The following is a 24,562-nucleotide window of genomic DNA, read 5'->3' on the forward strand; positions in this document are numbered from 1 at the left end:
GCGGAACCGGCTCAAAGCCCGGGCGTGCTGATGGGGGCGGGCAGCCGCCGGCCGCCCGCGGCACCGGCCGGGCGCCAACCCGGCGCGGCGGGCTCTTCCTTGACGGTCCCGGCGGTCGTGCCGCCGTCACGCCCGCCGGCGGAATCCGCGGACGCGGGTCCTCCCGCCGCGCGTACGCAGCGGGATCCGGCGGACTCAGGGCGGAGACGGCGGGACGCCACGCGCCGGGAGGGGCCGGCGCGGGCGGGACGTGACGCCTACGGCGCGGGCGGGACGGTCCGGGCGGCGCCCCGGGGGCGGTCAGGCCCGGTGCCGCATCGGGGGAAGGCGGAGCGGACGCGAGCCGGGCCCGCCGATGTGCGAGAAGGGCTGGGTCCGCCAGTCCAGGCTCTGGGGGAGCGTCAGCAGCAGTGCCGCGTCCTGCTCATGGGCGTCCAGCGAGTCGTCGGCCGGGGACGCCTCGGCGATGTTCCGGCCGGTGCCCGGGCAGACGGTGAGACCGAAGGGGTTCCACGGGCTGGGGCAGAGCGCGTGCTCGGGCAGGACCTCCTCGTCGGCGAGGAGCGCGATGGGGCGCGCGCAGTCCGGGCAGGTCACCCGGAACATCTCGTAGGTCTCGTGGGTGCTGTCCTCGTCGCCGTCGCCGGCCGCTTCGACGTCCTGCGGCCGGAAGTCGGCGGCGACGGCGGATGTCCGGTCGCGGTCGCCGCGACCAGGGCGCTTCACGCTGCGCATATGTTCTTCTCTCCCCCTCGATGGGACGGTGAGGCGCTGTGGCCTCGACCACAGCAGACTTTTCCCGCGCCTCGGCGCGGGTAATCGCGGCACTTCCGCGGACCGGGCACCAGGGGTGTGGTCTTCATCACACGACGTGGGTGGCAAGCCGCTGACCTGGGCTCAACGGCTGTGCCGTGCGCGGCACTTGCCGGTGCGCCGCCCGGCCCGGCGCCCGCCTCCCCGGGACGGGGCGCCCGCCTCCCCGCCGCGGAACGGGAGCCGGGACGGCGCACCCTCCCGTGTGCCGGGGCGGCCCCGCCCTTCCGCGTGCCGGGAATCGCGGCGCGCCGCCCCGGCCCGCCGCGCCCGGCGGGCCCGGTCCTGACCTGCGCCGCCCCCCTGGATCCGCCGGGCGGCCGCGCCCGGCGTCGGCCGGCGGGCCGGCTCCCGCGGGACGTGGACAGCGGCGCGCGGCCGGACCCGGGCGTGCCGCCGCCCTCGCGGCCTCCGGCGGACCGGCCGCCCGGGCCGCCGCGGGATCGCCGTCGCGCGCGGCCGCCGGGCCGGTGGTGTGCCGCACGGCGCGAGGGGCGAGGCGCGAGGAGCGAGGGGGCGAGGGGGCGAGGGCGAAGGCGGCCGCCGCCGCGACCGGAGGGTGTGCCGGGAAGTCCGGCGGCGACGGTACGGGCTCCGGGCCGCGGACGGCGCACGCGTGCCCGAAAGGCGTGTGTCTCGCGGAGGCGGTGACGCTGTAGGTTCTACGGCTGTGGAGGAACTGGACCGGCAGATCGTGGAACTGCTCGTCAAGGACGGGCGCATGAGCTACACCGACCTGGGCAAGGCCACCGGCCTGTCCACCTCGGCGGTGCATCAGCGTGTCCGCCGGCTGGAGCAGCGAGGGGTGATCCGCGGCTACCGGGCCGTCGTCGACCCCGAAGCCGTCGGGCTGCCGCTCACCGCGTTCATCTCCGTGAAGCCCTTCGACCCCAGCGCGCCGGACGACATCGCCGACCGGCTCGCGGGAGTGCCCGAGCTGGAGGCCTGCCACAGCGTGGCGGGGGACGAGAACTACATCCTCAAGGTCCGCGTCGCGACGCCCCTGGAGCTCGAACACCTGCTCAGCCGGATCCGTTCGCTGGCCGGGGTGTCCACCCGCACGACCGTCGTCCTCTCCACCCCGTACGAGGCGCGCCCGCCCCGCGTCTGACCCCGGGGCGCGTCCGGCCGCTCGGTGGGGCGACACTGGGAGCCGATTCCGCCCCGACGCGACGATCCGGTGAGGCAGCCCCAGTGAACGACCGCTCCCCCCTCCAGGCCGACGACGACCGCACCGTGCTGCTGCGCGGGGGGACGGTCCACAGCCCCGCCGACCCGTTCGCGACCGCGATGGTCGTCGAGCACGGCCGCGTCGCCTGGGTGGGCTCCGAGGGGGCCGCGGACGCCTTCGCCGACGGCGTCGACGAGGTCGTCCGGCTCGGCGGGGCCCTCGTCACCCCGGCCTTCACCGACGCGCACGTCCACCTCACCGCCACCGGCCTCGCCCTGACCGGCCTCGACCTCTCCGGTGCCCGCGGCCTCACCGAGGCCCTGGACCTCGTACGCGCCCACGCCGCGGCCCGCCCCGGCGACCGGGTGCTGCTCGGCCACGGCTGGGACACCGCCTCCTGGCCCGAGGGCCGGCCCCCGTCCCGTGCCGAACTGGACGCGGCCACCGGCGGCCGGCCGCTCTACCTCAGCCGCGTCGACGCCCACTCTGCCGTCGTCACCAGCGCCCTGCTCGACCGCGTGCCCGGCGTCGGCGCCCTCGCCGGCTTCCGGGCCGACGGGCCGCTCACCGGGGACGCGCACCACGCCGTACGGCGCGCCGCCCTGGCGGCCGTCACCCCCGGCTCCCGCGCCGACGCCCAGCGCGCCGCCCGCGCCCATGCCGCCTCGCGGGGCATCGGCTCGCTCCACGAGTGCGCCGGGCCCGACATCTCCGGCGAGGACGACTTCACCGCGCTGCTCGCCCTCGCCGCGGCCGAGCCCGGCCCGCGCGTCGTCGGCTACTGGGCAGAACCCGTCGCGAACGCGAAGGACGCGGAGCGGATCCGGAGCCTGGGCGCCGTCGGCGCGGCCGGCGACCTCTTCGCCGACGGCTCGCTCGGCTCGCACACCGCGCACCTGCACGAGCCGTACGCCGACGCCCCGCACACCGGCGCCGCGCAGCTGGACGCCGCCGAGGTCGCCGCCCATGTCGCCGCCTGCACCGAGGCCGGACTCCAGGCCGGCTTCCACGCCATCGGCGACGCGGCGCTGAGCACCGTCGTCACGGGGGTGCGGGCCGCCGCCGCGAAGCTCGGGCCCGACCGGGTGCGGGCCGCGCGGCACCGCGTCGAGCACGCCGAGATGCTCACCCCGGAGACGGTCGCCGCCTTCGCCGAACTGGCCCTCACCGCCTCCGTGCAGCCCGCGTTCGACGCCGCCTGGGGCGGCGAGGACGGCATGTACGCGCGGCGGCTCGGTGCCGGGCGGGCCCGCACCCTCAACCCGTACGCCGCGCTGCTGCGCGCCGGTGTGCCGCTCGCGTTCGGCTCCGACAGCCCCGTCACCCCGTTCGACCCGTGGGGCACCGTGCGCGCCGCCGCCTTCCACCGCACCCCCGAGCACCGCATCACCGTCCGCGGAGCCTTCACCGCCCACACCCGGGGCGGCTGGCGTGCCGCCGGGCACGACGACGCCGGGGTCCTGGTCCCCGGCGCGCCCGCCGACTACGCGGTGTGGGAGAGCGGCGACCTCGTCGTCCAGACCCCGGACGAGCGCGTGGCGGCCTGGTCCACCGACCCCCGCTCCGGCACCCCCGGCCTGCCCGAACTCCTGCCCGGGGGACCGCTGCCGGTGTGCCTGCGGACGGTGGTCGGCGGACGCACGGTGTACACCCGCCCGAACGAGTGATGTGCCGGAGTGCCGTCCGGGTGCCGTCCGGCGGGGCCGGCCGGACCCGTGTTTCCGCCGCTACCTGCGGATCTTCCCCACTGACCTGCTGGGTTGCCACAACGACGCAGGTCAGAGGAGTGTTGACAGAAAGCGGTCGGCGGCCGGTAGGTTCGGCCGCGTCCACCACAGGACGTCCGACCGGGGAATCTCCGCGCAGTCGTCGAGCGCCGCTGGGCCACGGGTGGTGCACCGGCACGGTGTGCCGCCACTGGGAGCCAGGTCCAGCCTCCGCGCCAGGGGACGGGGGAGGATTCCGGCCGGTCGGCAGGTGCGACCCGGGTGGGGCCCGGACGCTCAGTAGACAACGGCTTCGGTCGGCCCGCAGCCAGCGGGTCCCGGGTCGGCCCGAAGGGCACCGGGCCCCGCCGTAGCGCCTCCCGCTGCGGGGCCCCGTCGTTCCGGTGACCGGTTCCGTCCCGGCTCTCCGCCCCTGGGCCCGCGGGGCGCCCGCCCCCCCCACAGCCCGCCCGGGAACCGCCGCTCCACGGCTCCGCCGCCTCGTGCCCGCGCAGCGGGCCCCGCGGCCCCCGGCTCCGCGGTCCCGTCCCCGGCCATGTCGAGGCCCCCGCCCCGGTGGCGCGATGGTTTCCCGTCCCGGCCGCCGTGGTCGTGTGGTTTCCGTGCGGTGGTGACGCGGTCCGGCGGCCCTGTCGTCCCACGGTCCGGGAGGATGCCGGCCGGTCGGCAGGTGTGACCCGGGCGGGGCCCGGCCGCTCGGCGGACCCCGGCCCCGGTCCCGGCCGTGGATCCGCGGTCCCGTGGCGGCGCCCGGGCCGTCAGAGGCCCGCGCCCTCCGGCCGGGATCCGGGTGCCTGCGGCCGCGCGTCAGCAGACCGAGCGCGGCGACGGCGGCCGTGGCTCCGCACCCCGTCCGCCTCCCGGGCCTTCAGGGGCGCCGGTGCGCGCCATGCCCGCGGCCCCGGGCCCGGCCGGGAAGAACCGGCAGGACTCCGCCTTTCGGCGGACGGCGGGGTACCGTCACCTCATCAGCGCACGACCTGCAGGAAGGCACGCCACCGTGCATTCGGGCCCCGCCACCGATACGGACCGCCCCTCCGGGGACCGCCCGCCCCCCGAGGGCCCGGCGGGATCCGCCCCGGCGACCGGTGCGGAGGGTGCCGTGGCGCCTGTCGCGGAATCCGTTTCCGGGCCCGGCCCGGAGGCCGGTGCGCCCCCGGCCGCGGAGCCCGCGGCCGCCGCCGGTCCGGCCCGCCCGGGGCGGCCGGGGCGGCTGCGCCGGACCGGGCGGCTGGTGCGGCGCGAGGCGCCCCGGAGTGCGCTCGCCGCCGTGAGCGGAACCGGCCTGGCCCTCGCCTTCCCGCCGTACGACCTGTGGCCGCTCGCCCTGCCCGCCGTCGCCGCGCTCGGTCTGCTGACGCGCGGCCGCACCGCGCGGCAGGGCGCCTGGACCGGCTTCGCCTTCGGACTGCCCTTCTTCTTCGTCCTCCTGCGCTGGCTGCATGTCATCGGTTATGACGCCGTGTTCGGCCTCTCCGTCATCGAGGCGCTGTTCCTGAGCGCGCTCGGCGCAGGGCTCGCCCTGACCTCCCGGCTGCCGCTGTGGCCGCTGTGGGCGGCCTGCCTGTGGGTCGCCGAGGAGTGGGCGCGTGACCGGCTGCCGTTCGGCGGCTTCCCCTGGGGACGGCTGGCGTTCGGCGTCACCGGCTCGCCCTATCTGCCGCTCGCGGCGCTCGGCGGCGCGGTGCTCGTCACCTTCGCCGTCGCCCTGAGCGGCGCCCTGCTCGGCTCGGCCGCCCTGGCGCTCGCGCGCGGGCTGCGGACCGGACCGCGCACCGCCCGGGACGGCCGGGACGGTCCGGGGCAGCCGGACGGCCCGGCCGGTGAGGAGGCCCCGGCCGGGCAGGACAGCCCCGCCGGCGCGGTGCCGGACCCGAGCGCCGGCCCCTCCACCGGCCCTTCCACCGGCCGCGCCCGCCCGGCGGCCGGCCGGGCCGTCCTCCCGCGGGCCGTCCTGCCCGCCGTGCTGGCGCTGGCCGCGGCCCTGGCCGGGTACGCGGTCCCGGTGCCCACGGACCCCGACGACACCGTCCGGATCGCCGTGGTCCAGGGAAACGTCCAGCAGCCCGGGATGGACTTCCTCGGCCGCCCCATGCTCATCCTGAACAACCACGTCGAGGCCACCCTCGACCTGGCCAGGGAGGTCGAAGCCGGCCGGGAGGAGCGCCCCGACCTGGTCATCTGGCCGGAGAACGCCTCCGATCTCGACCCCTTCCGGTACCCGGAGGCGGGCGCCCGGATGGACGAGGCGGCCCGTGCCGTCGGCGTCCCCATCCTGGTCGGGGCCCTCGTCGACCACCCCACCAAGGAGGGCTACGTCGAGAACCAGGGCATCGTCTGGGACCCGGAGAGCGGCCCCGGCGCCTCCTACACCAAGCAGCACCCGGTGCCGTTCGGCGAGTACGTGCCGTTCCGCGAGCAGCTCAGCAAGGTCATCACCCGGCTCCAGCGGGTGCCGCGCGACTTCTACCCCGGCGGGACCACCGGAGTCCTGCAGACCGGACCGGCGCGGCTCGGCGACGTCATCTGCTTCGAGGTCGCCTATGACGAGATCGTCCGCGACACGGTCAACGCCGGGGCCCGCGCCCTCGTCATCCAGACCAACAACGCCACCTACGGCCGCACGGGGCAGCCGGAGCAGCAGCTCGTGATGTCCCGGCTGCGCGCCGTCGAGCACGGCCGCGCCGTCGTCACCGCCGCCACCAGCGGGATCAGTGCGGTGGTGCGGCCGGACGGTGTGATCGACCAGCGCACCGAGGAGTTCACCCGCGATGTGATCACCGCGGACCTTCCGCTGCGCGACGACACGACCGTCGCTGATCGAATGGGAGCGGCGCCCGAATGGGTGCTCGCTATCGTGGGCCTCCTGTCCTGCGTCGCCGCGATCGCGCTCGGCCGGCGAGGACGTACGGACCGGAGGGGATAGCAGTGGCAGACGGCGGACAGCGGCGGCACGGCCCGCTCGGCACGGTTCTGGTGATCATTCCGACCTACAACGAGGCCGGCAACATCAAGCCGATCGTGGACCGGGTGCGGTCCGCCGTCCCCGAGGCCCATGTCCTCGTCGCCGACGACAACAGCCCCGACGGCACCGGCAAGCTCGCCGACGAACTCGCGGCCGAGGACGGACACGTCCACGTGCTGCACCGGAGGGGCAAGGAGGGCCTGGGCGCCGCCTACCTCGCCGGCTTCCGGTGGGGGATCGAGCAGGGCTACGGCGTCCTCGTCGAGATGGACGCCGACGGCTCGCACCAGCCCGAGGAACTGCCCCGGCTGCTCACCGCCCTCAAGGGCGCCGATCTGGTGCTCGGCTCCCGCTGGGTGGCCGGCGGCCGGATCGTCAACTGGCCCCGGTCACGGCAGCTGATCTCCCGCGGTGGCAGCGTCTACTCCCGGCTGCTGCTGGACGTCCCGGTACGCGATGTCACCGGCGGCTACCGGGCCTTCCGGGCCGAGACGCTCAGCGGGCTCGGCATGGACGACGTCGCCTCGCAGGGCTACTGCTTCCAGGTCGATCTGGCCTGGCGGGCGGTGAGGGCCGGCTTCCACGTCGTCGAGGTGCCCATCACCTTCGTCGAACGGGAGATCGGCGACAGCAAGATGAGCCGCGACATCTTCGTCGAGGCGCTGTGGCGGGTCACCGCCTGGGGCGTTGGTGCTCGGGCGCAGCGTGTCCTGGACCGCGTGGGCCGCGCGGCCTCCCGCCGGGAGGGGTAGTAGCCGTGACCGGGAGGGCCCACCGGCTCGCCGTGCCCGGTGCGGCACTCCCCGCCCTTCGGCCGGGGGATCCCCGCGCCGTGTTGCCGCATCGCCCGCGTACATCCGGTGCGCGGGCGGCACTCCGCCTTACGGCACTCCGCGCCGGACACCGCGAGCTCCCCGGCAGACCTTCCCGGTCACAGCACCGGGGCCGTCCGGGCGTTCCCGCGCCCGGCTCCTGAGGGCTCCGGCCCCTCACGGCGGCTCACCGTGCCCGCCGCGCCGCGTCGCCGGGCACGCCCACCGGAGGGCTCCGCCGCAGGTTTTCGCCCGCGCCCCCTGGGCATTCGGGGTGCATGGTACATATCGGCTACACCATGCTGACCGAGCAGGCCGGGCCGCGTGAACTGGTCGGACATGTGGTCCGCGCCGAAGAGGCCGGGTTCGACTTCTCCGTCACCTCCGACCACTACTTCCCCTGGCTCACGAGCCAGGGCCACTCCCCGCACGCATGGACGGTGCTCGGGGCCGCCGCCCAGGCGACCTCCCGCATCCCGCTGATGACGTTCGTCACCTGCCCGACGATGCGCTACCACCCCGCGGTGGTCGCACAGAAGGCCGCGACCCTGCACCTGCTCTCCGAGGGCCGGTTCCGGCTGGGCCTGGGAGCGGGGGAGAACCTCAACGAGCACATCACCGGCGGCGGTTGGCCCGCGGTGGATGTACGGCACGAGATGCTCGAAGAGGCCGTGGACATCATCCGGGCGCTCTTCGGGGGCGGTTACGTCAACCACCACGGAACCCACTTCGACGTGGAGTCCGCCAAGGTGTGGGACCTCCCGGACGAGCCCCCGCCCATCGGCATCGCCGTCTCGGGCGACCAGTCCGGCGAACTCGCGGGGCGCATGGCGGACTTGGTCATCGCCGTCGAACCGAAACGGGAACTCCTCGAGGCCTTCGACCGGTACGGCGGCGCGGGCAAACCCCGCGTGGGCCAGGTGCCGGTCTGCTACGACACCGACCGGGACGCGGCGGTGCGCCGGGCCCACGAGCAGTTCCGCTGGTTCGGCAGCGGCTGGAAGGTCAACTCCGAGCTGCCCGGGCCCGCTTCCTTCGAGGCGGCCACCCAGTTCGTCCGCCCGGACGACGTGGCGGAGGCCATTCCCTGCGGTGACGACGTCTCCGCCTTCGTGGAGGCCGTACGGCCGTTCGCCGAGGCCGGGTTCACCGAGGTGGCCCTGGTGCAGATCGGCGGCGAGAGCCAGCACGCCTTCCTGGACTGGTCGGAGAAGACCCTGCTGCCCGCACTGCGCGAGGCGTTCTGACCGCCGGGCCGCGGGCCGGCCGCGGGCGCCCGCGCAACGACTGTTCCGCTGGGCACGTTCCGCACCGCACACGACACGTCCCCGCACCGCCCATGACCACACCGGAGCTCCCGGCCGGGTCCTTCCCCGGCCGGGAGCTCCGGTGTGGTCGACTTCCCGAGCTGAGTCCGCGTCAGCCCGGGGACTCATCGGGTTCGCCCCGGTCGTCCCCGTCCGGGCGCCGGCCGCGCCGCCGTGCACCCGCCTCGTCCGGGTCCGGCAGCCTCTCCCCGGAGGAGTCGGCCGCCTCGTCCGGAATCTCCCCCTCCCACTTGTCGGCTGCCCTGTCACGGCCGTCGACCTGCTGGTCGGGCAGGTCCCGGGGGACGGCGTGGCCGCCCGCCCCGGGTTGCTCGGAGCGTCGTTCCGCCATGTCCGGGTCCCCTCTCTCGTGCTCGCACCTGGTTCCGAGCCGTGTGCCGCGCGGGTACCCGCGCGCCAACCGGTCATGCGGGGGCGGCCGTCCGCCCCGTCCCGCCGGCCCGCCCCGTCCCGCCGGTCAGGCCGCGGTACGGGCCCGCCGGCGCTCCCGCTCGCGGCGCCGGTGCATCGGGCGCCGTTCGTCCTCGGAGGTGCCACCCCAGACCCCCGAGGTCTGGGCGGTCTCCAGGGCCCAGTCGAGGCACGCGTCGATGACCGGGCAGCTCGCGCACACCTCCTTCGCCGCCTGCTCCTGGCGCAGGGCCGGGCCGGAGGTGCCGACGGGAAAGAACAGGTCTGGGTCGGTATCGCGGCACGCCGCGTTCAGACGCCAGTCCATGAATGCCACTCCGTTCGGTTCGTCTTGGCTTCTGATCGGATGCGCTCTGTGTCGGTTCTTCTCCGCGTACCCGATGCCGTGTACCCAACGCGTCCGTCCCGCTGCCCGGCCCGCGCGATCGCCAGGCACACTGGAGACATGACGACCGGCGTACCCCACCACCGACCCGAACCGCCCCCGGGCCGCGGCTCCGGACCGACCGCCGCCCGGCCCCGGCGCTCGCCGCGGCGAAGCCTGGTGCCGCTGGCCGTGGCCGCCTGGGTGGTGCTGGAGATCTGGCTGCTGACCCTGGTCGCCGATGCCTTCGGGCCCCTCACCGTGGTGCTGCTCCTGCTCGCGGGTCTGCTGCTCGGCGCGTACGCCGTGAAGCGGGCCGGCCGGCGCGCCTGGCGGGGGCTGACGGAGAACCTCCAGCGCGGCACCGCGCCGGGGGCGCCGCCCGCCGAGGGCAGCAGGGCGAGCGGCAACACCCTGCCCATGCTGGGCGGTTTGCTGCTGATGCTGCCGGGGCTGGTCTCCGATCTGGCCGGTCTCCTCTGCCTCTTCCCGCCGACCCGGGCGCTGCTGCGCCGCTCCGCCGAGCGTTCACTGAGCCGGCGGATGTCCGCGGCGGGGCGGGGCGGTCTGGACGACGCCTTGCGGCAGGCCCGGATGCACCGGCCCGGCGGGAAGGTCGTGCAGGGGGAGGTCATCCACCGCGACGGCGGTGAGAACGCGCCCGGGGGGAACGCCGGGGGCGGGAAGGGGCCCGGGCGCGACGGAAACGGGGCCTCCGACGGGAACGGGACCGGCGGCCGCGGCGGGAGCTCGGACGGCCGGGGCGGCGAACCCCCGCTGCCCCGCTGAACGCCGGGCCGGCGGCGCGCCGCCGGCCCGGGCGCATACGAAGGACCCGGACCACCATTCCCGTGGTGGTCCGGGTCCTTCGCCGTCAGTGCCGCCGTACCTCCGCCGGCGCGGGAACTGCCGCCGGTGTCAGGCGGACTTGCGGTTGTCCCGGGGGTGCACGGCGATGTTCATCGCGCCGGAGCGCAGCACCGCCAGCCGCTCGGCCAGCACCTCTTCCAGCTCCTCGCGGGTGCGCCGCTCCATGAGCATGTCCCAGTGCGTCCGCGCGGGCTTGCCCTTCTTCTCCTCCGGGCCTTCGCCGTCCACGAGCAGGGCCTGGGCCCCGCACACCTTGCACTCCCATTCCTGCGGAATCTCCGCCTCCACCGAGAACGGCATCTCGAATCGATGGCCGTTCTGGCATGCGTACTCCACCGCCTGGCGCGGGGCCAGATCGATGCCGCGGTCGGTCTCGTAGCTGGTCACCACAAGTCGCGTGCCGCGGAGAGCTCGCTCACTCATGAATTGTGCCTCCCGGGCTTGTCGCCCACAGGACAGATGTCGCTGTCGTCGTCATCCGGTCAACGTCCGGTCGGCGGTAAAGATTCCCGTTGCGGGACATGCGTCGCCCGTCGTGCCGCCCCTTGTTGTACCCACCGTGGCCCGGTTTGTCACATCTGGCAGGAGATGTCACCCAGCGCTTCTCCTGGTTCAGCTTGCAGTAACGGTCCGCCCTGTGGGCAAAGGCGTACACTACCGCTCCACCGTCGTCCGCGTTAAATCCGGTCGGGCACCGGGTTCCCCGCGGCGGCCACCGCGCGCCGTACGGGCAGCCGCGCCAGCAGCAGGAAACCGAGCGCGAAGAAGACCACCAGCGAGATGATCGCGTCCCGGTAGCTTCCCGTCAGCTGATACGTCAGACCGAACAGCAACGGGCCCAGCCAGCTCGTTCCCCGGTCGCTCATCTCGTACGCCGAGAAGTACTCCGCCTCCTTGCCCCGCGGCACCAGCTGGGAGAACAGCGACCGCGACAGCGCCTGGCTGCCGCCCATGACCAGCCCGATCGCCGCCGCCAGGGCGAAGAACCACACCGGCGCGCCGGCGGGCAGGAAGTACCCGGCGGCGACCGTCAGGGTCCAGGCCCCGAGCGAGCCCAGGATGGTGCGCCTGGTGCCGTAGCGGGCGGCCAGCCGCCCCATGCCGAGCGCGCCGAGGACCGCGAGGACCTGCACCAGCAGGATGGCGAGGATCAGCGTGGTCTGGTCCAGGCCCAGCTCCTCCGAGCCGTACACCGACGCCTGTGAGATCACCGTCTGCACGCCGTCGTTGTAGAGGAGGTAGGCGACGAGGAAGAGCAGGGTCAGCGGATGCCGCCGCATGTCCCGCAGGGTGCCGCGGAGCTGGCGCCAGCTCTGCCCCACCGAACCCGCCCGCGCGGGGCCGCCCTCCACGGCGGCGGCGGGCACCGGGGGCCGGTCGCGGAGCCGGCGCAGCGGGACGATCGCGAACAGGCCCCACCACAGCCCGGCCGAGGCCAGGCAGATCCGCACCGCCATGCCCTCGGACATCCCCAGCGAGGCATGTCCCGTGTACAGCGCCAGATTGGCCAGCAGGACGAGCGCACCGGAGGCGTAGCCGAAGGCCCAGCCCTTCGAGGAGACGGCGTCCCGCTCCCCGGGTCCGGCGATCTGCGGCAGAAAGGCGTTGTAGACCACCATGGCCACCGAGAACGAGGCGTTGGCCACGACCAGCAGGAAGCCGCCCAGCAGATAGCGGTCGCCGGAGAGGAAGAACATGCCGGTGGTCGCGGCCGCGCCCAGATACGCGAAGAGCGCCAGCATCGGCTTCTTCCGGCCGGTGCGGTCCGCGACCGCTCCCGCCAGCGGCATCACCAGCACCGAGACCAGCACGGACAGCGACACCGCGTACGCGAAATAGGAGCCCGCCCGCACCGGCAGGCCCAGCGGGTGCACATAACCGTCGGCGTCGGCCGCGGCCCGGGCGACCGCCGTCAGGTACGGGCCGAGGAACACGGTGACGACGCTGGTGGAGAAGACCGAGACGGCCCAGTCGTAGACGTACCAGCCGCGCTGCTCCCGCCTGCGCTCGGCCGCCGCGGCGGGGCCCGCGGCGGCCGCCGGGTCACCTGCCGGGCCGCCCGTTCCGCCCGCCGGGCCGCCCGTTCCGCGCGCCGGGGGCGTGCCCTCCTCCGCCGTGCCGCCGCCCGCCGTACCGGGGAGCGCGGTGTGCCCGCCGCCGGCCCCGCCCGTGATCTCCGCACTCATGCGGCCCCCTCGCCCCTGCCCGTCGCCGCGGGGGGCGCGCCGCCGGGGCAACGCCCGGGTCAGGCCCAGGCGCCTCGTTCGGTCAGCACCGTGCGCAGCGTCTCGATGTGATCGGTCATGATGCCATCGACCCCGAGGTCCAGGAGAGCCGCCATCCGCCCGGCGTCATTGACCGTCCACACGTGCACCTGCAGGCCCAGGGCGTGCGCGGCCCGTACGAAGGCCCGGTCCACCACCCGCAGTCGCCCGTGCCGCTCCGGCACCTGGACGCAGACGGCGCTGCGGCGGGACCGCGCCGGGAACCGGTACGAGCGCAGCCGCAGGCCCAGGACGCCCCGGGTGCCGAGCGAGGTCGCCAGGCGCGGGCCGCCCAGCTGCTGGGCGCGGGCCACGCGCGCCTCGGAGAAGGAGCCGACGCAGACCCGGTCCCAGGCACCGGTCCGGCGCAGCAGCCCCATCAGCGGGGGGAGGGCCGCCCCGGCCTTCACGTCCACGTTCCAGCGGGCCTCCGGGAACTCCTCCAGGAGCTCTTCGAAGAGCGGCAGCGGTTCCGTCCCCGCCACCCGCGCCCGCCGCACCCGCGACCACGGCAGCTCGGCTATCACACCGCGGGTGTCGGTGACCCGGTCCAGGGTCGCGTCGTGGAAGGCGACCAGCGCGCCGTCCGACGTGGCGTGCACGTCGGTCTCCAGATAGCGGTAGCCCGCGGCGACCGCGCGCCGGAAGGCGGCCGCGGTGTTCTCCAGGCCGTCCGCCGCGCCGCCGCGGTGGGCGAAGGCCAGCGTGGCCGGATGGTCGAGGAAGGGATGGCGTACGGCCCGGTTCGGTGTCACGGCGGCAGTATCGCCGCCCCGGTGTGCTCCGCGGACACCGGGCGGCCGCGGGGGAGGGGGCACGGCGCCGGGTGCGGCCGCCGTTCGTACCGGGAAGCGCCTCAGCCGGCGTCGCGGCAGCCGGTCTTCGGGTCGCAGGCCGGGGCACTCTCCGGCCCGGACGGGCCCGGGGTTCCCGTTCCGCCCGCCGTTCCCGGCAGTCCGTTCGCACCCGGTGTCCCCGCCGGGCCGGGCTCCGGGTCTCCCGCGTCCGCCGTCCCTCCGGGGAGCGCCGCGGCCGGCGCCGGGACCGCGCACACCCGCAGGAAGAACTGCGCCAGCGGGCCGATGGCCAGCGCGTACGCCACCGTGCCGGCACCCACCGAGCCGCCGAGCGCGAACCCCGTGGCCAGGACCGCCAGTTCGATGCCGGTGCGGATCAGCCGCAGCGAGCGGCCGGTGCGCCGGTGCAGCCCCGTCATCAGCCCGTCCCGCGGGCCGGGGCCGAAGCGGGCCGCGATGTAGAGACCCGTCGCCGCCCCGTTGAGGACGATCGCCGCGGCCAGCAGCGGGATCCGCACCGCCAGCGCCCGGGCGTCCGGTACGAGGGCGAGCGTGGCGTCCATCGCGAGCCCGATCACCACCACGTTGGAGACGGTGCCGAGGCCCGGCCGCTGCCGGAGCGGCACCCAGAGCAGGAGCACCGCCGCGCCGGTGAGGATCAGAACCGTTCCGATCGACAGCCCGGTGCGCTCGGCGACCCCTTGGTGGAAGACGTCCCAGGGGTCGAGACCGAGTTCGGCGCGGACCATCATCGCCACGCTCACGCCGTAGAGCACGAGCCCCGCGTAGAGCTGGACCAGCCGCCGCGTCAGCCGGCGATCCCCCCTCGGCCGGCGATCCCCCGTCGGTATGGACACCTGGACTCCCTGTGTGGTGGTGGGTGAGTGGTGGCACTGGCCTGGCGCGTGGCAGTCTGTGGTCCGGGACCTCTGCGGTTCCATGGCCAATTTCGGGAAGGTGGACCGCAAAGATGAGTCAGTGGACCTCGGCGGTGGGGGCCGCGCAGCTGGCCAGGCTGCTCCGCTCGCAGAACCACGGGGGCAACGGCGCGCCCGCCCCGGCCGGCGGCCGGCGGGCCCCGGTCTACCGGGCCCTCGCGGACGGGGTGCGGCTCCTCATCCACGAGGGACGGGTCCCGGTGGCCGCCAGGCTGCCGGCCGAACGGGAGCTGGCCGCCGCGCTCTCCCTGAGCCGCACCACCGTGGCCTCCGCCTACGAGACGCTGCGCGCCGAGGGCTTCCTGGAGTCACGGCGCGGCGCCGGCAGCTGGACGACCGTCCCCGCGGGCAGCCCGCTGCCCACCCGCGGTCTGGACCCCCTGCCGCCGGACGCCGCGGAGACGATGATCGACCTCGGCTGCGCGGCCCTGCCCGCGCCCGAACCCTGGCTGACCCGCTCCGTCGAGGGCGCTCTCGGCGAACTGGCGCCCTACGCCCACACCCACGGCGACTACCCGGCCGGCCTCCCCGAGCTGCGCCAGGTCCTCGCCGACCGCTACACCGCACGGGGCATCCCGACCATGCCCGAGCAGATCATGGTCACCACCGGCGCCATGGGCGCCGTCGGCGCCATCTGCCATCTCTTCGCGGGCCGAGGGGAGCGGGTGGCCGTCGAATCGCCCAGCTACGCCAACGTGCTGCAGCTGATGCGTGAGGCGGGCGCCCGTCTCGTCCCCGTCGCGATGGCCGAGGGGCTGGCGGGCTGGGACCTGCCCGCCTGGCGCGAAGTGCTGCGCGACGCGGCACCGCGCCTGGCCTATGTGGTGGCCGACTTCCACAACCCCACCGGCGCGGTCGCGAGCGAGGAGCAGCGGCGGCAGCTGGTGGCGGCGGCCCGTTCGGCGGGCACGGTGCTCGTCGTGGACGAGACCATGGCCGCTCTGCGCCTGGACGCGGACTTCGAACTCCCGCGCCCCGTCGCGTCGTTCGACGCGGCGGGCAGCACGGTGGTCACCGTCGGCTCGGCCAGCAAGGCATTCTGGGCCGGGATGCGCATCGGCTGGGTGCGCGCGGCGCCGGAGATCATCCGGTCCCTGGTCGCGGCCCGGGCCTATGCCGACCTGGGCTCTCCCGTGCTGGAACAGCTCTCCGTCAGCTGGCTGATGCGCGGCGGCGGCTGGGACGAGGCCGTGCGGATCCGCTGCCGCCAGGCGCGGGAGAACCGGGACGCGCTGGTCGCCGCGGTGCGGCGGCACCTGCCCGACTGGGAGTTCTCCGTTCCGCACGGCGGGCTCACCCTCTGGGCGCGCACGGGTGGGCTGTCCGGCTCGCGCATCGCGGAGGCGGGGGTGCCGCTGGGGGTCAGGGTGCCGTCCGGGCCGCGCTTCGGCGTGGACGGGGCCTTCGAGGGCTACGTCCGGCTGCCGTTCACGGTGGGCGGCGCGGTGGCCGACACGGCGGCGGCCCGCCTCGCGCAGGCGGCCCGGCTGGTCGAGACGGGCGTGACGGGCGCGGCCGCCGCCGCGGACTCGCGCAGTCTGGTCGCCTGACGGATCCGGCGGCCCGACCGATCCGGCCGCCTGAGGGCCGCTCGCCCGGCGATCCTCCCGGCCGCCGGACGGGGGCGGCCGTGCCCCGGCCGTGCCCCGGTCAGGCCCCCGCCACGGATGACGGCTCCGGGAGCAGCGCCAGCACGGCCAGCCGGTCGGCCTCCGCGCACTCCTCGTCGCACGGGTCCGGGGTCGCCGGGACCTGCAGCCGGTGCACCGGCCCGTGGCCCAGCCGTGCGTAGCCCCGCCCGGGCGGGACCTCCGGCGGCGGTGTGGTGGGCGGCGGCACGCCGAGCACCGCCGCGGTCTCCTCGGGCGTGGCCGGGCCGAGCACCACGCGCGCCCGGGTCTGCGTCCGCACCGTGCCGTCCAGGGAGTCCACGCCGTCGAGGTGGTCGGCCACCACCACCGTCACCTGCGCCGCGCGGCCGTGGCGCAGCGGCACCCGCAGCAGTTCCTGCGGGTCGGGCCGCCCCTCCGAGGCCGCCAACTGGCTGAGCGCGGCCGGGCGGTCGACGAGGATCCACAGCCGGCGCCGGACGTCCTCCGGTACCGGGTGGCCGGTCCGCCGGGCCTCATGGAGGGAGAGCAGCCGCCGCTCCGTCTCGTGCACCGCCCACTCCAGGACGGCCAGGGCGCCGCTGAGACCGCACTCGACGGCCGGCACGCCGCGCCGGCCGGCCAGGCAGGCGTACTCGCCGCCGCCGCTGCCGTCGACCACCAGGACGTCGCCGTCACGCAGGGCCTGCAGGGCGATGGAGCGGAGCAGGGTCGTCGTGCCGCTGCCCGGCCGGCCGAGGGCGATGAGATGCGGCTCGGCGGAGCGCGGGCCCGTCCGCCACAGCACCGGGGGGACGTCGGCCGCGTCCTCCAGGGCGTCGCCGCGGACCGCGGGCAGGGTGCGCCGGACGCTCTCCGGGCCGGTGAAGCCCAGCACCGTCTCACCCGGTGCCGTGACGAAGCGCTGGGCGCGGATGTCGTCGGGGAGAGGCGGGAGGGCGGTCAGGGCGAGGACGTTGCCCTCCTCGTCCCAGTCGAACAGATACTCGCGCCCGCGTCCGCACTTCGCGTGCAGCACCTGTTCGATCCGGGCCCGGAACTCGGGCTCGCCGTCGGGGAAGTAGGGCGGGTAGCGCAGTTCGAGCAGGACCGGGCGGCCCGTGTCGTCGAAGGCGTGGCCGAGGAAGACGGCCTCCCAGTCGCCACCGTGCGCGTAGAGCGGATCGGGGTCGTCCTCCGCGCGGAAGTACGGCACCAGCGCCTCGTACAGGGTCCGGAGCCGCTCCGCCTCCGCCTCGCCCGGGACGGCCTTCCCGGCGGCCGTTCCGCCGCGCCCGGCCCAGGCGGCCGCGGCCGTCAGGGCGGCCACGGCGAGCAGCGGCCCGTGCGGGAGCAGAGCCGTCGCGGCCACCCCCGCGGCGGCCAGCAGCAGGGCCGGGCCGCGCCGGTCGCGCGGGGTCCGCGCCCAGCGGCGGCGGCCGGCGGCGGTCAGCCGGCGCAGCCCCCGGCCGATGACGATCAGGGGGTACAGCACGTCCGTGGTGTGGTCGGCGGCCGCGCGCAGCAGCCCTCTCCCACGGTCGTACCGAGCGCTCCCGGCGTTCGGTACGGGGACGCCGGTCAGGGTGCGCCGGTCCACGTTCGCTCGCTCTCCTGTGGGTCGTGCCGCTGACGCGGGCGGGCCGACGCGGCCGGAGCGGCCGCCCGCCCGCGTCTCAGAACCGGATGTTGTCCAGCAGGCTGGCGAGGCTCGCGCCGCCCGCCTTGATGCTCGGCGCGACCGCCGTGCCGGCCAGGTAGAAACCGAAGAGGGCGCAGACCACCGCATGGGAGATCTTGAGCCCGTCCTTCCGGGTGAAGAGGAAGACGATGACACCGAGCAGGACGACGCCCGAGATGGACAGAATCATGGTGTTCTCCTGGCTGTGGGGACGGTTACCACGAGTGCTTCCAGATTCACACCAAGTGCCCGGCCCGGCGAAGGCGCAAAGGAGTGAAGAAGTCGCCACCGCCCCGGACGGCCCCGTCCGCCACACGGGCCGGAACGGCGTCGTACGGCGCCGGCCGTGTCCTCCGCGGCCGGCGCCGCGATCAGCCCAGTAGGGTGGCGAATCACTCGTACGGGCGTGGGCCCGGAAAGGCGGAGCGGCGGATGAGCGACACCGGAGCGGGCGAGCCGGCCGGCGAGGCGGGGCCGGGACCGGTGGACGACGAGGTGATCGAGCTCGCGGGCAGGATCTTCGATCTGGCACGGGCCGGCGACGCGGAACGGCTCGCGGCCTATCTCGACGCGGGCGTGCCCGCGGACCTCACCAACGACAAGGGCGACACCCTCATCATGCTCGCCGCCTACCACGGCCACACGGCCGCGGTGGAGGCCCTGCTCGGCCGGGGCGCGGACCCGGACCGCGCCAACGACCGCGGTCAGACGCCGCTGGCCGGCGCGGTGTTCAAGGGCGAGGACGGGGTGGTGCGCGCCCTGCTGGCGGGCGGCGCGGACCCGGCTCTCGGCACCCCGTCGGCGGTCGACACGGCCCGGATGTTCGCCAAGACGGAACTGCTGAAGATGTTCGGCGCCGCCTGACCGTCCTCCCCGGCCGTCCTCCCCGGCCGTCCTCCGTGACCGTCCTCCCCGGCCGTCGTCCACGCCGGCGCAGGGACGGACTCCGCCACGCCGGTGACCACCGCCGGCTCCGGCCTTCTTCCCGCGCCGCGCCGCGCTCCGCCCCGCTGCCGGGCCCGCCCGGCGCACGGAAAAGCCGTGAGGAGGACGCCCAGCCCTCGATACCATCGGGAGCCCGGCCGGGGATGCGGCGCGCGGAGGTCCCGCCGCCCGGGGCGCGGGGGAGGGGAGTCGTGGTGCTGGACGAGGTGACCGCGCTCCGCTACGTCATGCCGCTGCGCGCCGGCGGCTCCGTCCCCGGCGTCGTCGAGACCGACGACCTCGGAACCTACGTCGTCAAGTTCACCGGCGCCGCCCAGGGGCGCAAGGCGCTGGTCGCCGAAGTGCTCGCCGGCGAACTCGGCCGCCGGCTGGGCCTGCCGGTGCCGCGGCTCGTCCGGGTCCGGTTCGACCCGGCCGTCGCCACCGGGGAACCCGACCGGGAGATCCAGGAGCTGCTGCACTCCAGCGCCGGGCTCAACCTCGGCATGGACCTGCTGCCCGGAGCCCGGGACTGGACGCCGGCCGAACTGGTCCCCGGCCCGGCCGAGGCGGGGCGGATCGTCTGGTTCGACGCCCTCACCGGCAACGTCGACCGCACCTGGAACAGCCCGAACCTGATGGTCTGGCACGGCCGGCTGTGGCTCATCGACCACGGCGCCGCCCTCGTCTTCCACCACCGCTGGGACCGGGCCCCCGGCCACATCACCCGGCGCTACCCGTTCACGGGGCACGCCCTCGGCCCGTACGCGCCGGACGTCGCCGCGGCCGACGCGGAACTGGCGCCGCTGGTCACCGCGGAGCTGCTGCGCGAGGTGGCGGCGCTCGTCCCCGACACCTGGCTGGCGGACGAGCCCGGCTTCGCCTCACCGGCGGAGCTGCGCGAGGCCTATGTGACCCATCTCGCGGCCCGCGCCGCCCGCTCCGCGGAGTGGCTGCCCGGGGACTTCGCCAGTCCCGGACAGCTGCGCCGCGCCGAGGCCGCCCGCGCCGCCGCCACCCGCGCCGGCCGCCCCGCCTGGCTCCGGCACATCCCGGGCTGAGCCCTTCCGCCCGTCCCGCCGGGGCCGTGCCTCCGCTCCCTCCGCGTCCCCTCCGCCCGACGGGGCAGAGCTCTGACAGCGGGGCGCGCGACGATCACGGCTCCCCGACCACAGCCGATCAGGGCGCGCCCCGGCACGGGCGGGCCGGAGGAGGGGACCCATGCCGCTGACCGATCTGCCGCTGGACCAGCTGCGCACCTACCGCGCCGGAACACCCGAACCCGCGGACTTCGACGCCTTCTGGGCCGGCACCGTCGCGGCGGCACGCGGCGCGGCGGGCGGCGGCACGGCCCGGTACCGGCCCGTCGAGGAGCCGCTCCTCACCACGGTGGAGGTCTTCGACGTACGGTTCCCCGGCTGGGGCGGCCAGCCGGTCGCCGCCTGGCTGCTGCTGCCCCGCGGGGCGCGCGAGGCGGGCGGGCGGCTGCCCGCCGTCGTCCAGTACCTCGGATACGGCGGCGGCCGCGGGCTCCCCGTCGAGCACCTGGTGTACAGCGCCGCCGGGTACGCCCATCTCGTGGTGGACAGCCGGGGCCAGGGCCACGACACCCCCGACCCCGACCCGGTGCCCGGCACCCAGTACGTCGGCGGCTTCATGACCCGCGGCATCGACGACCCCGGACACCACTACTACCGGCGGCTGATGGCGGACTGCGTCCGCGCCGTCGACGTCCTCCGCGAGCACCCCGCCGTGGACCCGGACCGCGTCGTCGTGGCCGGTGCCAGCCAGGGCGGCGGGCTGGCGCTGGCCACCGCGGCCCTCGCCGGGGACGCGGTGGCCGCGGCCCTCGTGGACGTCCCGTTCCTCTGCCACTTCCGGCGGGGCGCGGAGCTCGCCGCCCTCGGCCCGTACCCGGAGCTGGCCGACTACCTCGGCCGGCACAAGCGCGTCGACCCCGAGCTGGTCTTCGGCGCCCTCGACTACTTCGACGGCGTCCACTTCGCCCCCCGGACCGGCGCGCCCGCCCTGTTCAGCGTCGGGCTGATGGACCCGGTGTGCCCGCCGTCCACCGTGTACGCCGCTCACAACGCGTACAAGGGCGACCGGGAGATGCGGGTGTGGCACTTCGCCGACCACGCCGGCGGCGGGGCCTCCCAGACGGAGGAGCAGCTGCGCTGGCTCGCCGACCGCGGGCTGGCCCCCTGACCGGCCGGGCCGCCGGGTGCCGGTCCGCGGGGCCGCCGGTCCGCCGGGTGCCGGTCCGCGGGTCCGCCGGTCCGCCGGGCACCGGGACGCCGGAGCGCGGCGGCTCGTTCTCCGGTGCGCGGTGCCCGCCCGGTGTCCGATCCGTACAAGACCCGGGCCGGGCCCGGTGCCTACGGTGCCCGCATGACACCTCGATTCGACGCCGTGGGCCTGGTCGTGGCCGACCTGGCCGCATCCCTCGCCTTCTACCGCCGCCTCGGCCTGGACGTGCCCGGGGACGCCGGGGACGGTCCGCACGCGGAAGCGGCGCTGCCCGGCGGCCCGCGGCTGCTCTGGGACACCGCCGAGAGCGTCCGGTCCTTCGACCCGGACTGGACGCCCCCGAGCGGCGGCCACGCGATCACCCTGGCCTTCGCCTGCGACACACCGGACGACGTCGACGCCGTGTACGCCGAGTTCGCCGCCTCCGGCCACGGCGGCCTCCCGCCCTGGGACGCCGCATGGGGCCAGCGCTACGCCACCCTGACCGACCCGGACGGCAACACGGTCGACCTCTTCGCCCCGCTCCCGGCCGCGGACTGACCCCACGGGGCCGCCGGGGAGGCAGTCCGTGTCCGTCAGCCGGAGGACTGCGGGGCCAGCAGCCGCGCCGGCGGCAGACCCGCCAACGCCCGGACCTCGCGGGTGAGATGGGCCTGGTCGCAGTAGCCCGCGAGGACCGCCGCCTCCGCGAGAGGGCGGCCGGCCCGGGCCAGGTCCAGGGCGCGGTTCATCCGCAGGATCCGCGCCAGCGTCTTCGGCCCGTAGCCGAACGCCGCCAGGGAGAGCCGGTGCAGCCCGCGCGCGCCGAGCCCCGTCCGCTCGGCGACCTCCGCCACGGGCCGTCCCGCGCGCAGCCCGGCCACGACCGCCGCCCGGCGCGGATCGGGCGGGCCCGCGCCGCGCAGCGCCCGAGCCGCGGCCCGCTCCAGCACGTCCGCGGGGTCGGCCGCCTCCGCCGCGCGCTCGGCCAGCCGCCGCACCTCCGCCTCCGGGCGGAGCGCGGCCAGCGGGAGCCGCCGGTCCCTCAACTCGTGGGCGGCCACGCCGAAGACGGCCGGTCCGGTGCCGGGCGGGAAGCGCAGGGCGGTGTAGCGGGTGCCGGGCCGGGCGGCCGGCAGATGCGCCCGGGTGTCGGGCCCGGCGACCACCAGCTCCGTGCCGTCCCAGATCAGGTCGGTGCAGCCGTCGGGCAGCACCCGCTGCTGCCGGACCCCCGCCGTCAGGGACCAGACGACGGCGGGTACGCGCGCGGAACGTCTCTCCTCGTACACCGGGCCAGGGTCGCACGCGGATGGCGGAGCCCGTCACCCGCTCGGCGGCGACGCGCCCCGACGCGCCGCCCCTTCCCGCGAACACCCCGCCACCTGCGCCGATGCGGCAGACGCGGGACCCCGGGCTGCTCCATTGGCAGGACGGTGAACTCCGCCGCGCCGCGCGCGCTTGACGGCTCGTCGGGCTTGCATGGTGCCGACGGCGCGGAGCCCGAGCGGACGCGGGTCCGCCTCCCGCCGGAAGGAGCACTCCCATGCGCAACATCTCCCGCCTGCTCGCCACCACCGCTCTGACCGCGATAGCCCTGGGGGGCGCCGCCACGGCGTCGCAGGCCGACGGGCACCCGGACTCCCGGATGAGGATCAGCCCGAAGATGCCGAAGGCGGGAGCCCATGTGGTCATCAGCGTGAGGAGCGGGTGCGAGGACCGCCGGATGACGGCGAAGTCCTTCGGGCTGGACCACGAGGTGACCCTCCACCGGCAGGGCCACCGTTCCTTCGCCGGCAGCGGCAGGGTCAAGGACGACGCCAAGCCCGGCCGCACGTACTGGGTGCGGGCCCACTGCCGGAGCAGCGGAGACGCGGTGGTGGGCCACTTCACGGTCGGCCACCGGGCCTGGCGCGGGTCGCACGCCGGTGAGGGCGGCAGTGCCGGCGGCGGCAACGCCGGCATGACCGTGGCCGGCACCGGGCTGGTGGCGCTGGCCGCCGGCGGCTCCGTCCTGGCGCTGCGCCGCCGCGACGACACGGCCTGACGCGGTGCCGCTCCGGCACGGGCCCTGACCGGGCCGGCGGTGCCCGTGGTGCGCCCCCGCCCCGCCTCGGGGGCGCACCACCCGGGCCGCCGCCGCGTCCCGCCCCCCCATCGCCTCCCCATTCGTCCCCACCCGTCCCCGACACCGGACAGCAGGAGACCGGCAGGAGAGGAACGTCCATGACTCCGGTATGCACCTTCGGCGCGAACCGACCCGCCGGCGGCACCGGCACGGGCCGCAGGCCCCGTGTGATGCCCCGGCTGCTGCGCGGAGGCGCAGCCGGGATAGCGGGGGTGCTGCTCACCGCCAGCCCGACCTGGGGCGCGGGCATGGACATCAGCCACCGGTACCTGTCCGAGCGCGACGACCGCGTCCGCACCCACGGCAGCCCGGGCCCGCGCGGCGACCGCCGGGGAGACCCCGGCGGGCCGCCGGCCGCCGCCCCCGGCGGAACGGAGCGGGGCGCGGCCGGCACGGGGGAGTCCGGGGCCCCGGACGGCCCGGCCCCCGGAACCGGCGCCGCGCACGGCTGGACGCTTCCCGTGGCCGACGCCGCGGTGTCCGCGGCCTACGGCATCCCCGGCGGCTGGCTCGCGGGCCGCCACACGGGCCTCGACTTCGCCGTCCCCGTGGGCACCCCGGTACGCGCGCCCGGGCCGGGCGAGGTCGTGACGGCCGGCTGGGGCGGGGACTACGGCAACTTGGTGACCCTGCGGACGAAGGACGGCCAGTACCTCCTCTTCGCCCACCTCTCCCGGGTCGACGCGGCACCGGGGCAGCGGGTGGGCCCGGGAGAACTCCTCGGCCACTCCGGCAACACCGGCCGGTCGAGCGGCCCGCACCTCCACTTCGAGGTGCGGCAGAGCACGGAGTACGGATCCGACATCGACCCGCGGTCGTATCTGGCCTCCAAGGGCGTCCGGTTCTGACGCCCGCCGCCCCCGGACGCGCCGCCGCCCGCGGGCCGGGCGGCGGCGCCGGGCCATACGGTCCGGATCAGCCCAGGGACGCCGTGAGGGTGATCGTCGTCCCGGCCAGGGCCTGGCTCACGGGGCAGTTGGCCTTGGCGTCCTCGGCCGCCGCGGTGAAGGACTCGGCGTCCGTCCCGGGCACCTCGCCCGACACCGTCAGATGGATCCCGGTGATGCCCGTACCCGGCTGGAAGGTGACCTCCGCCCGGGTCGTCAGCCGGGTCGGCGGGGTTCCGGCCTTCGACAGGCCGTTGGAGAGGGCCATCGAGAAGCAGCTGGAGTGCGCGGCGGCGATCAGCTCCTCCGGGCTCGTCCGGCCGTCGGGCTCCTCGGCGCGGGACGGCCACGACACCGGGTACTCCCCGACTCCGGAGGAGTCCAGGGTGACGGTGCCCCCGCCCTCCAGCAGATTGCCTTCCCAGACCGTGTGCGCGGTGCGTGTGGTGGCCACGATGGTTCCCTCCTGTGGTACGGCTGGCGTCCAGCCGATGGTCCGCCCCCGTCCGGCCGCTCCGGCCGCGACGCGCCGTGCGGGGGCGGCCGCTGCCGGAACCGGTCCGCGACATCCGTCCCGATACGGGACAGAGCGGACCGGGCCGTTGTGCGCCCGGCGGGCAGCCGCGGCGGGGGGCCGCGGAGAGGGGAGGGGGAGGGGAGGGGG

The 24,562-nt window shown here is 76.2% G+C and carries 24 protein-coding genes; 13 read left to right on the plus strand and 11 right to left on the minus strand.

Going from position 1 to position 24,562, the window contains the following annotated elements; translation table 11 throughout:
• Positions 1-300 precede the first annotated feature (300 nt).
• Positions 301-735, minus strand: a complete 435-nt coding sequence (locus KBZ10_RS20760) for a hypothetical protein (protein WP_210989183.1) — start codon at positions 733-735, stop codon at positions 301-303.
• Positions 736-1,483: 748 nt separating this feature from the next.
• Between KBZ10_RS20760 and KBZ10_RS20765 the strand changes: the two genes are divergently transcribed.
• The 5 genes from KBZ10_RS20765 to KBZ10_RS20790 all read left to right on the plus strand — a co-directional run bounded on the left by KBZ10_RS20765 (position 1,484) and on the right by KBZ10_RS20790 (position 8,735).
• Positions 1,484-1,924, plus strand: coding sequence for an Lrp/AsnC family transcriptional regulator (locus tag KBZ10_RS20765; RefSeq protein ID WP_210989184.1), 441 nt, complete (start codon positions 1,484-1,486; stop codon positions 1,922-1,924).
• Positions 1,925-2,007: 83 nt separating this feature from the next.
• Positions 2,008-3,651 (plus strand): amidohydrolase, encoded by a 1,644-nt coding sequence (locus KBZ10_RS20770; protein ID WP_374223385.1) that lies wholly within the window; start codon positions 2,008-2,010, stop codon positions 3,649-3,651.
• A 1,162-nt stretch (positions 3,652-4,813) separates the two neighbouring features.
• The gene (gene lnt, locus KBZ10_RS29650) at positions 4,814-6,637 is read left to right on the plus strand and encodes an apolipoprotein N-acyltransferase (protein WP_374223386.1); all 1,824 of its coding nucleotides are present in this window, start codon (positions 4,814-4,816) and stop codon (positions 6,635-6,637) included.
• Between the two features lie 2 nt (positions 6,638-6,639).
• Complete coding sequence (locus KBZ10_RS20785) at positions 6,640-7,428, plus strand: polyprenol monophosphomannose synthase (protein ID WP_307847529.1); 789 nt, start codon at positions 6,640-6,642, stop codon at positions 7,426-7,428.
• A gap of 338 nt (positions 7,429-7,766) precedes the next feature.
• Complete coding sequence (locus KBZ10_RS20790; protein ID WP_210989186.1) at positions 7,767-8,735, plus strand: LLM class F420-dependent oxidoreductase; 969 nt, start codon at positions 7,767-7,769, stop codon at positions 8,733-8,735.
• A 172-nt stretch (positions 8,736-8,907) separates the two neighbouring features.
• On the opposite strand, the gene KBZ10_RS20795 is transcribed toward KBZ10_RS20790, so the two are convergent.
• The gene (locus KBZ10_RS20795) at positions 8,908-9,147 is read right to left on the minus strand and encodes a hypothetical protein (protein WP_210989187.1); all 240 of its coding nucleotides are present in this window, start codon (positions 9,145-9,147) and stop codon (positions 8,908-8,910) included.
• Between the two features lie 126 nt (positions 9,148-9,273).
• Positions 9,274-9,534, minus strand: a complete 261-nt coding sequence (locus KBZ10_RS20800) for a WhiB family transcriptional regulator (RefSeq protein WP_210989188.1) — start codon at positions 9,532-9,534, stop codon at positions 9,274-9,276.
• Positions 9,535-9,672: 138 nt separating this feature from the next.
• Between KBZ10_RS20800 and fxsA the strand changes: the two genes are divergently transcribed.
• Positions 9,673-10,380, plus strand: a complete 708-nt coding sequence (gene fxsA / locus KBZ10_RS20805; RefSeq protein ID WP_210989189.1) for an FxsA family membrane protein — start codon at positions 9,673-9,675, stop codon at positions 10,378-10,380.
• Positions 10,381-10,509: 129 nt separating this feature from the next.
• On the opposite strand, the gene KBZ10_RS20810 is transcribed toward fxsA, so the two are convergent.
• The 4 genes from KBZ10_RS20810 to KBZ10_RS20825 form a co-directional block, all read right to left on the minus strand.
• Complete coding sequence (locus tag KBZ10_RS20810) at positions 10,510-10,884, minus strand: RNA polymerase-binding protein RbpA (protein WP_030548181.1); 375 nt, start codon at positions 10,882-10,884, stop codon at positions 10,510-10,512.
• A gap of 254 nt (positions 10,885-11,138) precedes the next feature.
• Positions 11,139-12,647 carry an MFS transporter gene (locus KBZ10_RS20815; RefSeq protein ID WP_210989190.1) on the minus strand — a complete coding sequence of 503 codons (1,509 nt, stop codon included), beginning with the start codon at positions 12,645-12,647 and terminating at the stop codon, positions 11,139-11,141.
• Positions 12,648-12,706: 59 nt separating this feature from the next.
• Positions 12,707-13,480 (minus strand): glycerophosphodiester phosphodiesterase family protein, encoded by a 774-nt coding sequence (locus KBZ10_RS20820; RefSeq protein ID WP_210989191.1) that lies wholly within the window; start codon positions 13,478-13,480, stop codon positions 12,707-12,709.
• Positions 13,481-13,581: 101 nt separating this feature from the next.
• Entirely contained in the window at positions 13,582-14,379 is a 798-nt protein-coding gene (locus KBZ10_RS20825) for a YitT family protein (RefSeq protein ID WP_374223387.1), read from the minus strand.
• 113 nt (positions 14,380-14,492) lie between these two features.
• Here KBZ10_RS20825 and KBZ10_RS20830 point away from each other — a divergent pair, with 113 nt between their 5' ends.
• Entirely contained in the window at positions 14,493-16,010 is a 1,518-nt protein-coding gene (locus KBZ10_RS20830) for a PLP-dependent aminotransferase family protein (RefSeq protein ID WP_210989192.1), read from the plus strand.
• A gap of 100 nt (positions 16,011-16,110) precedes the next feature.
• Here the strand turns inward: KBZ10_RS20830 and KBZ10_RS20835 are convergent, their stop codons facing one another.
• Both KBZ10_RS20835 and KBZ10_RS20840 read right to left on the minus strand, forming a co-directional pair.
• Positions 16,111-17,634 carry a hypothetical protein gene (locus tag KBZ10_RS20835; protein WP_210989210.1) on the minus strand — a complete coding sequence of 508 codons (1,524 nt, stop codon included), beginning with the start codon at positions 17,632-17,634 and terminating at the stop codon, positions 16,111-16,113.
• A gap of 91 nt (positions 17,635-17,725) precedes the next feature.
• Positions 17,726-17,920 carry a hypothetical protein gene (locus tag KBZ10_RS20840; protein WP_210989193.1) on the minus strand — a complete coding sequence of 65 codons (195 nt, stop codon included), beginning with the start codon at positions 17,918-17,920 and terminating at the stop codon, positions 17,726-17,728.
• A gap of 242 nt (positions 17,921-18,162) precedes the next feature.
• On the opposite strand from KBZ10_RS20840, the gene KBZ10_RS20845 reads away from it, so the two are divergent.
• From KBZ10_RS20845 to KBZ10_RS20860, 4 genes are all read left to right on the plus strand, one after another.
• A complete protein-coding gene (locus KBZ10_RS20845) occupies positions 18,163-18,594 on the plus strand; it encodes an ankyrin repeat domain-containing protein (RefSeq protein WP_210989194.1) in 432 nt (143 codons plus the stop codon).
• A gap of 275 nt (positions 18,595-18,869) precedes the next feature.
• The gene (locus tag KBZ10_RS20850) at positions 18,870-19,715 is read left to right on the plus strand and encodes a HipA family kinase (protein WP_210989211.1); all 846 of its coding nucleotides are present in this window, start codon (positions 18,870-18,872) and stop codon (positions 19,713-19,715) included.
• A 160-nt stretch (positions 19,716-19,875) separates the two neighbouring features.
• Positions 19,876-20,862: an alpha/beta fold hydrolase gene (locus KBZ10_RS20855; protein WP_210989195.1), complete on the plus strand. Its 987-nt coding sequence runs from the start codon at positions 19,876-19,878 to the stop codon at positions 20,860-20,862.
• A 183-nt stretch (positions 20,863-21,045) separates the two neighbouring features.
• A complete protein-coding gene (locus KBZ10_RS20860; protein ID WP_210989196.1) occupies positions 21,046-21,444 on the plus strand; it encodes a VOC family protein in 399 nt (132 codons plus the stop codon).
• 35 nt (positions 21,445-21,479) lie between these two features.
• Here the strand turns inward: KBZ10_RS20860 and KBZ10_RS20865 are convergent, their stop codons facing one another.
• On the minus strand, positions 21,480-22,175 hold the full coding sequence (locus KBZ10_RS20865) for an AraC family transcriptional regulator (protein ID WP_210989197.1): 696 nt from the start codon (positions 22,173-22,175) through the stop codon (positions 21,480-21,482).
• 254 nt (positions 22,176-22,429) lie between these two features.
• On the opposite strand from KBZ10_RS20865, the gene KBZ10_RS20870 reads away from it, so the two are divergent.
• Together KBZ10_RS20870 and KBZ10_RS20875 are read left to right on the plus strand one after the other, a co-directional pair.
• Positions 22,430-22,930 carry a hypothetical protein gene (locus KBZ10_RS20870; RefSeq protein WP_210989198.1) on the plus strand — a complete coding sequence of 167 codons (501 nt, stop codon included), beginning with the start codon at positions 22,430-22,432 and terminating at the stop codon, positions 22,928-22,930.
• Positions 22,931-23,109: 179 nt separating this feature from the next.
• Positions 23,110-23,859: a M23 family metallopeptidase gene (locus KBZ10_RS20875; RefSeq protein WP_210989199.1), complete on the plus strand. Its 750-nt coding sequence runs from the start codon at positions 23,110-23,112 to the stop codon at positions 23,857-23,859.
• Between the two features lie 67 nt (positions 23,860-23,926).
• Here the strand turns inward: KBZ10_RS20875 and KBZ10_RS20880 are convergent, their stop codons facing one another.
• Positions 23,927-24,352 (minus strand): OsmC family protein, encoded by a 426-nt coding sequence (locus KBZ10_RS20880; RefSeq protein WP_210989200.1) that lies wholly within the window; start codon positions 24,350-24,352, stop codon positions 23,927-23,929.
• Positions 24,353-24,562 lie beyond the last annotated feature (210 nt).

The sequence above is a fragment of the Streptomyces sp. F63 genome (assembly GCF_018070345.1).
Lineage (GTDB): Bacteria > Actinomycetota > Actinomycetes > Streptomycetales > Streptomycetaceae > Streptomyces.

Excerpts from the sequence above, each read along its gene's own strand:
- KBZ10_RS20760 (WP_210989183.1), bottom strand. The coding sequence starts at position 735 with ATGCGCAGCGTGAAGCGCCCTGGTCGCGGCGACCGCGACCGGACATCC.
- KBZ10_RS20790 (WP_210989186.1), top strand. The coding sequence starts at position 7,767 with ATGGTACATATCGGCTACACCATGCTGACCGAGCAGGCCGGGCCGCGT.
- KBZ10_RS20795 (WP_210989187.1), bottom strand. The coding sequence starts at position 9,147 with ATGGCGGAACGACGCTCCGAGCAACCCGGGGCGGGCGGCCACGCCGTC.
- KBZ10_RS20800 (WP_210989188.1), bottom strand. The coding sequence starts at position 9,534 with ATGGACTGGCGTCTGAACGCGGCGTGCCGCGATACCGACCCAGACCTG.
- fxsA (WP_210989189.1), top strand. The coding sequence starts at position 9,673 with ATGACGACCGGCGTACCCCACCACCGACCCGAACCGCCCCCGGGCCGC.
- KBZ10_RS20810 (WP_030548181.1), bottom strand. The coding sequence starts at position 10,884 with ATGAGTGAGCGAGCTCTCCGCGGCACGCGACTTGTGGTGACCAGCTAC.
- KBZ10_RS20815 (WP_210989190.1), bottom strand. The coding sequence starts at position 12,647 with ATGAGTGCGGAGATCACGGGCGGGGCCGGCGGCGGGCACACCGCGCTC.
- KBZ10_RS20830 (WP_210989192.1), top strand. The coding sequence starts at position 14,493 with ATGAGTCAGTGGACCTCGGCGGTGGGGGCCGCGCAGCTGGCCAGGCTG.
- KBZ10_RS20840 (WP_210989193.1), bottom strand. The coding sequence starts at position 17,920 with ATGATTCTGTCCATCTCGGGCGTCGTCCTGCTCGGTGTCATCGTCTTC.
- KBZ10_RS20845 (WP_210989194.1), top strand. The coding sequence starts at position 18,163 with ATGAGCGACACCGGAGCGGGCGAGCCGGCCGGCGAGGCGGGGCCGGGA.
- KBZ10_RS20855 (WP_210989195.1), top strand. The coding sequence starts at position 19,876 with ATGCCGCTGACCGATCTGCCGCTGGACCAGCTGCGCACCTACCGCGCC.
- KBZ10_RS20860 (WP_210989196.1), top strand. The coding sequence starts at position 21,046 with ATGACACCTCGATTCGACGCCGTGGGCCTGGTCGTGGCCGACCTGGCC.
- KBZ10_RS20870 (WP_210989198.1), top strand. The coding sequence starts at position 22,430 with ATGCGCAACATCTCCCGCCTGCTCGCCACCACCGCTCTGACCGCGATA.
- KBZ10_RS20875 (WP_210989199.1), top strand. The coding sequence starts at position 23,110 with ATGACTCCGGTATGCACCTTCGGCGCGAACCGACCCGCCGGCGGCACC.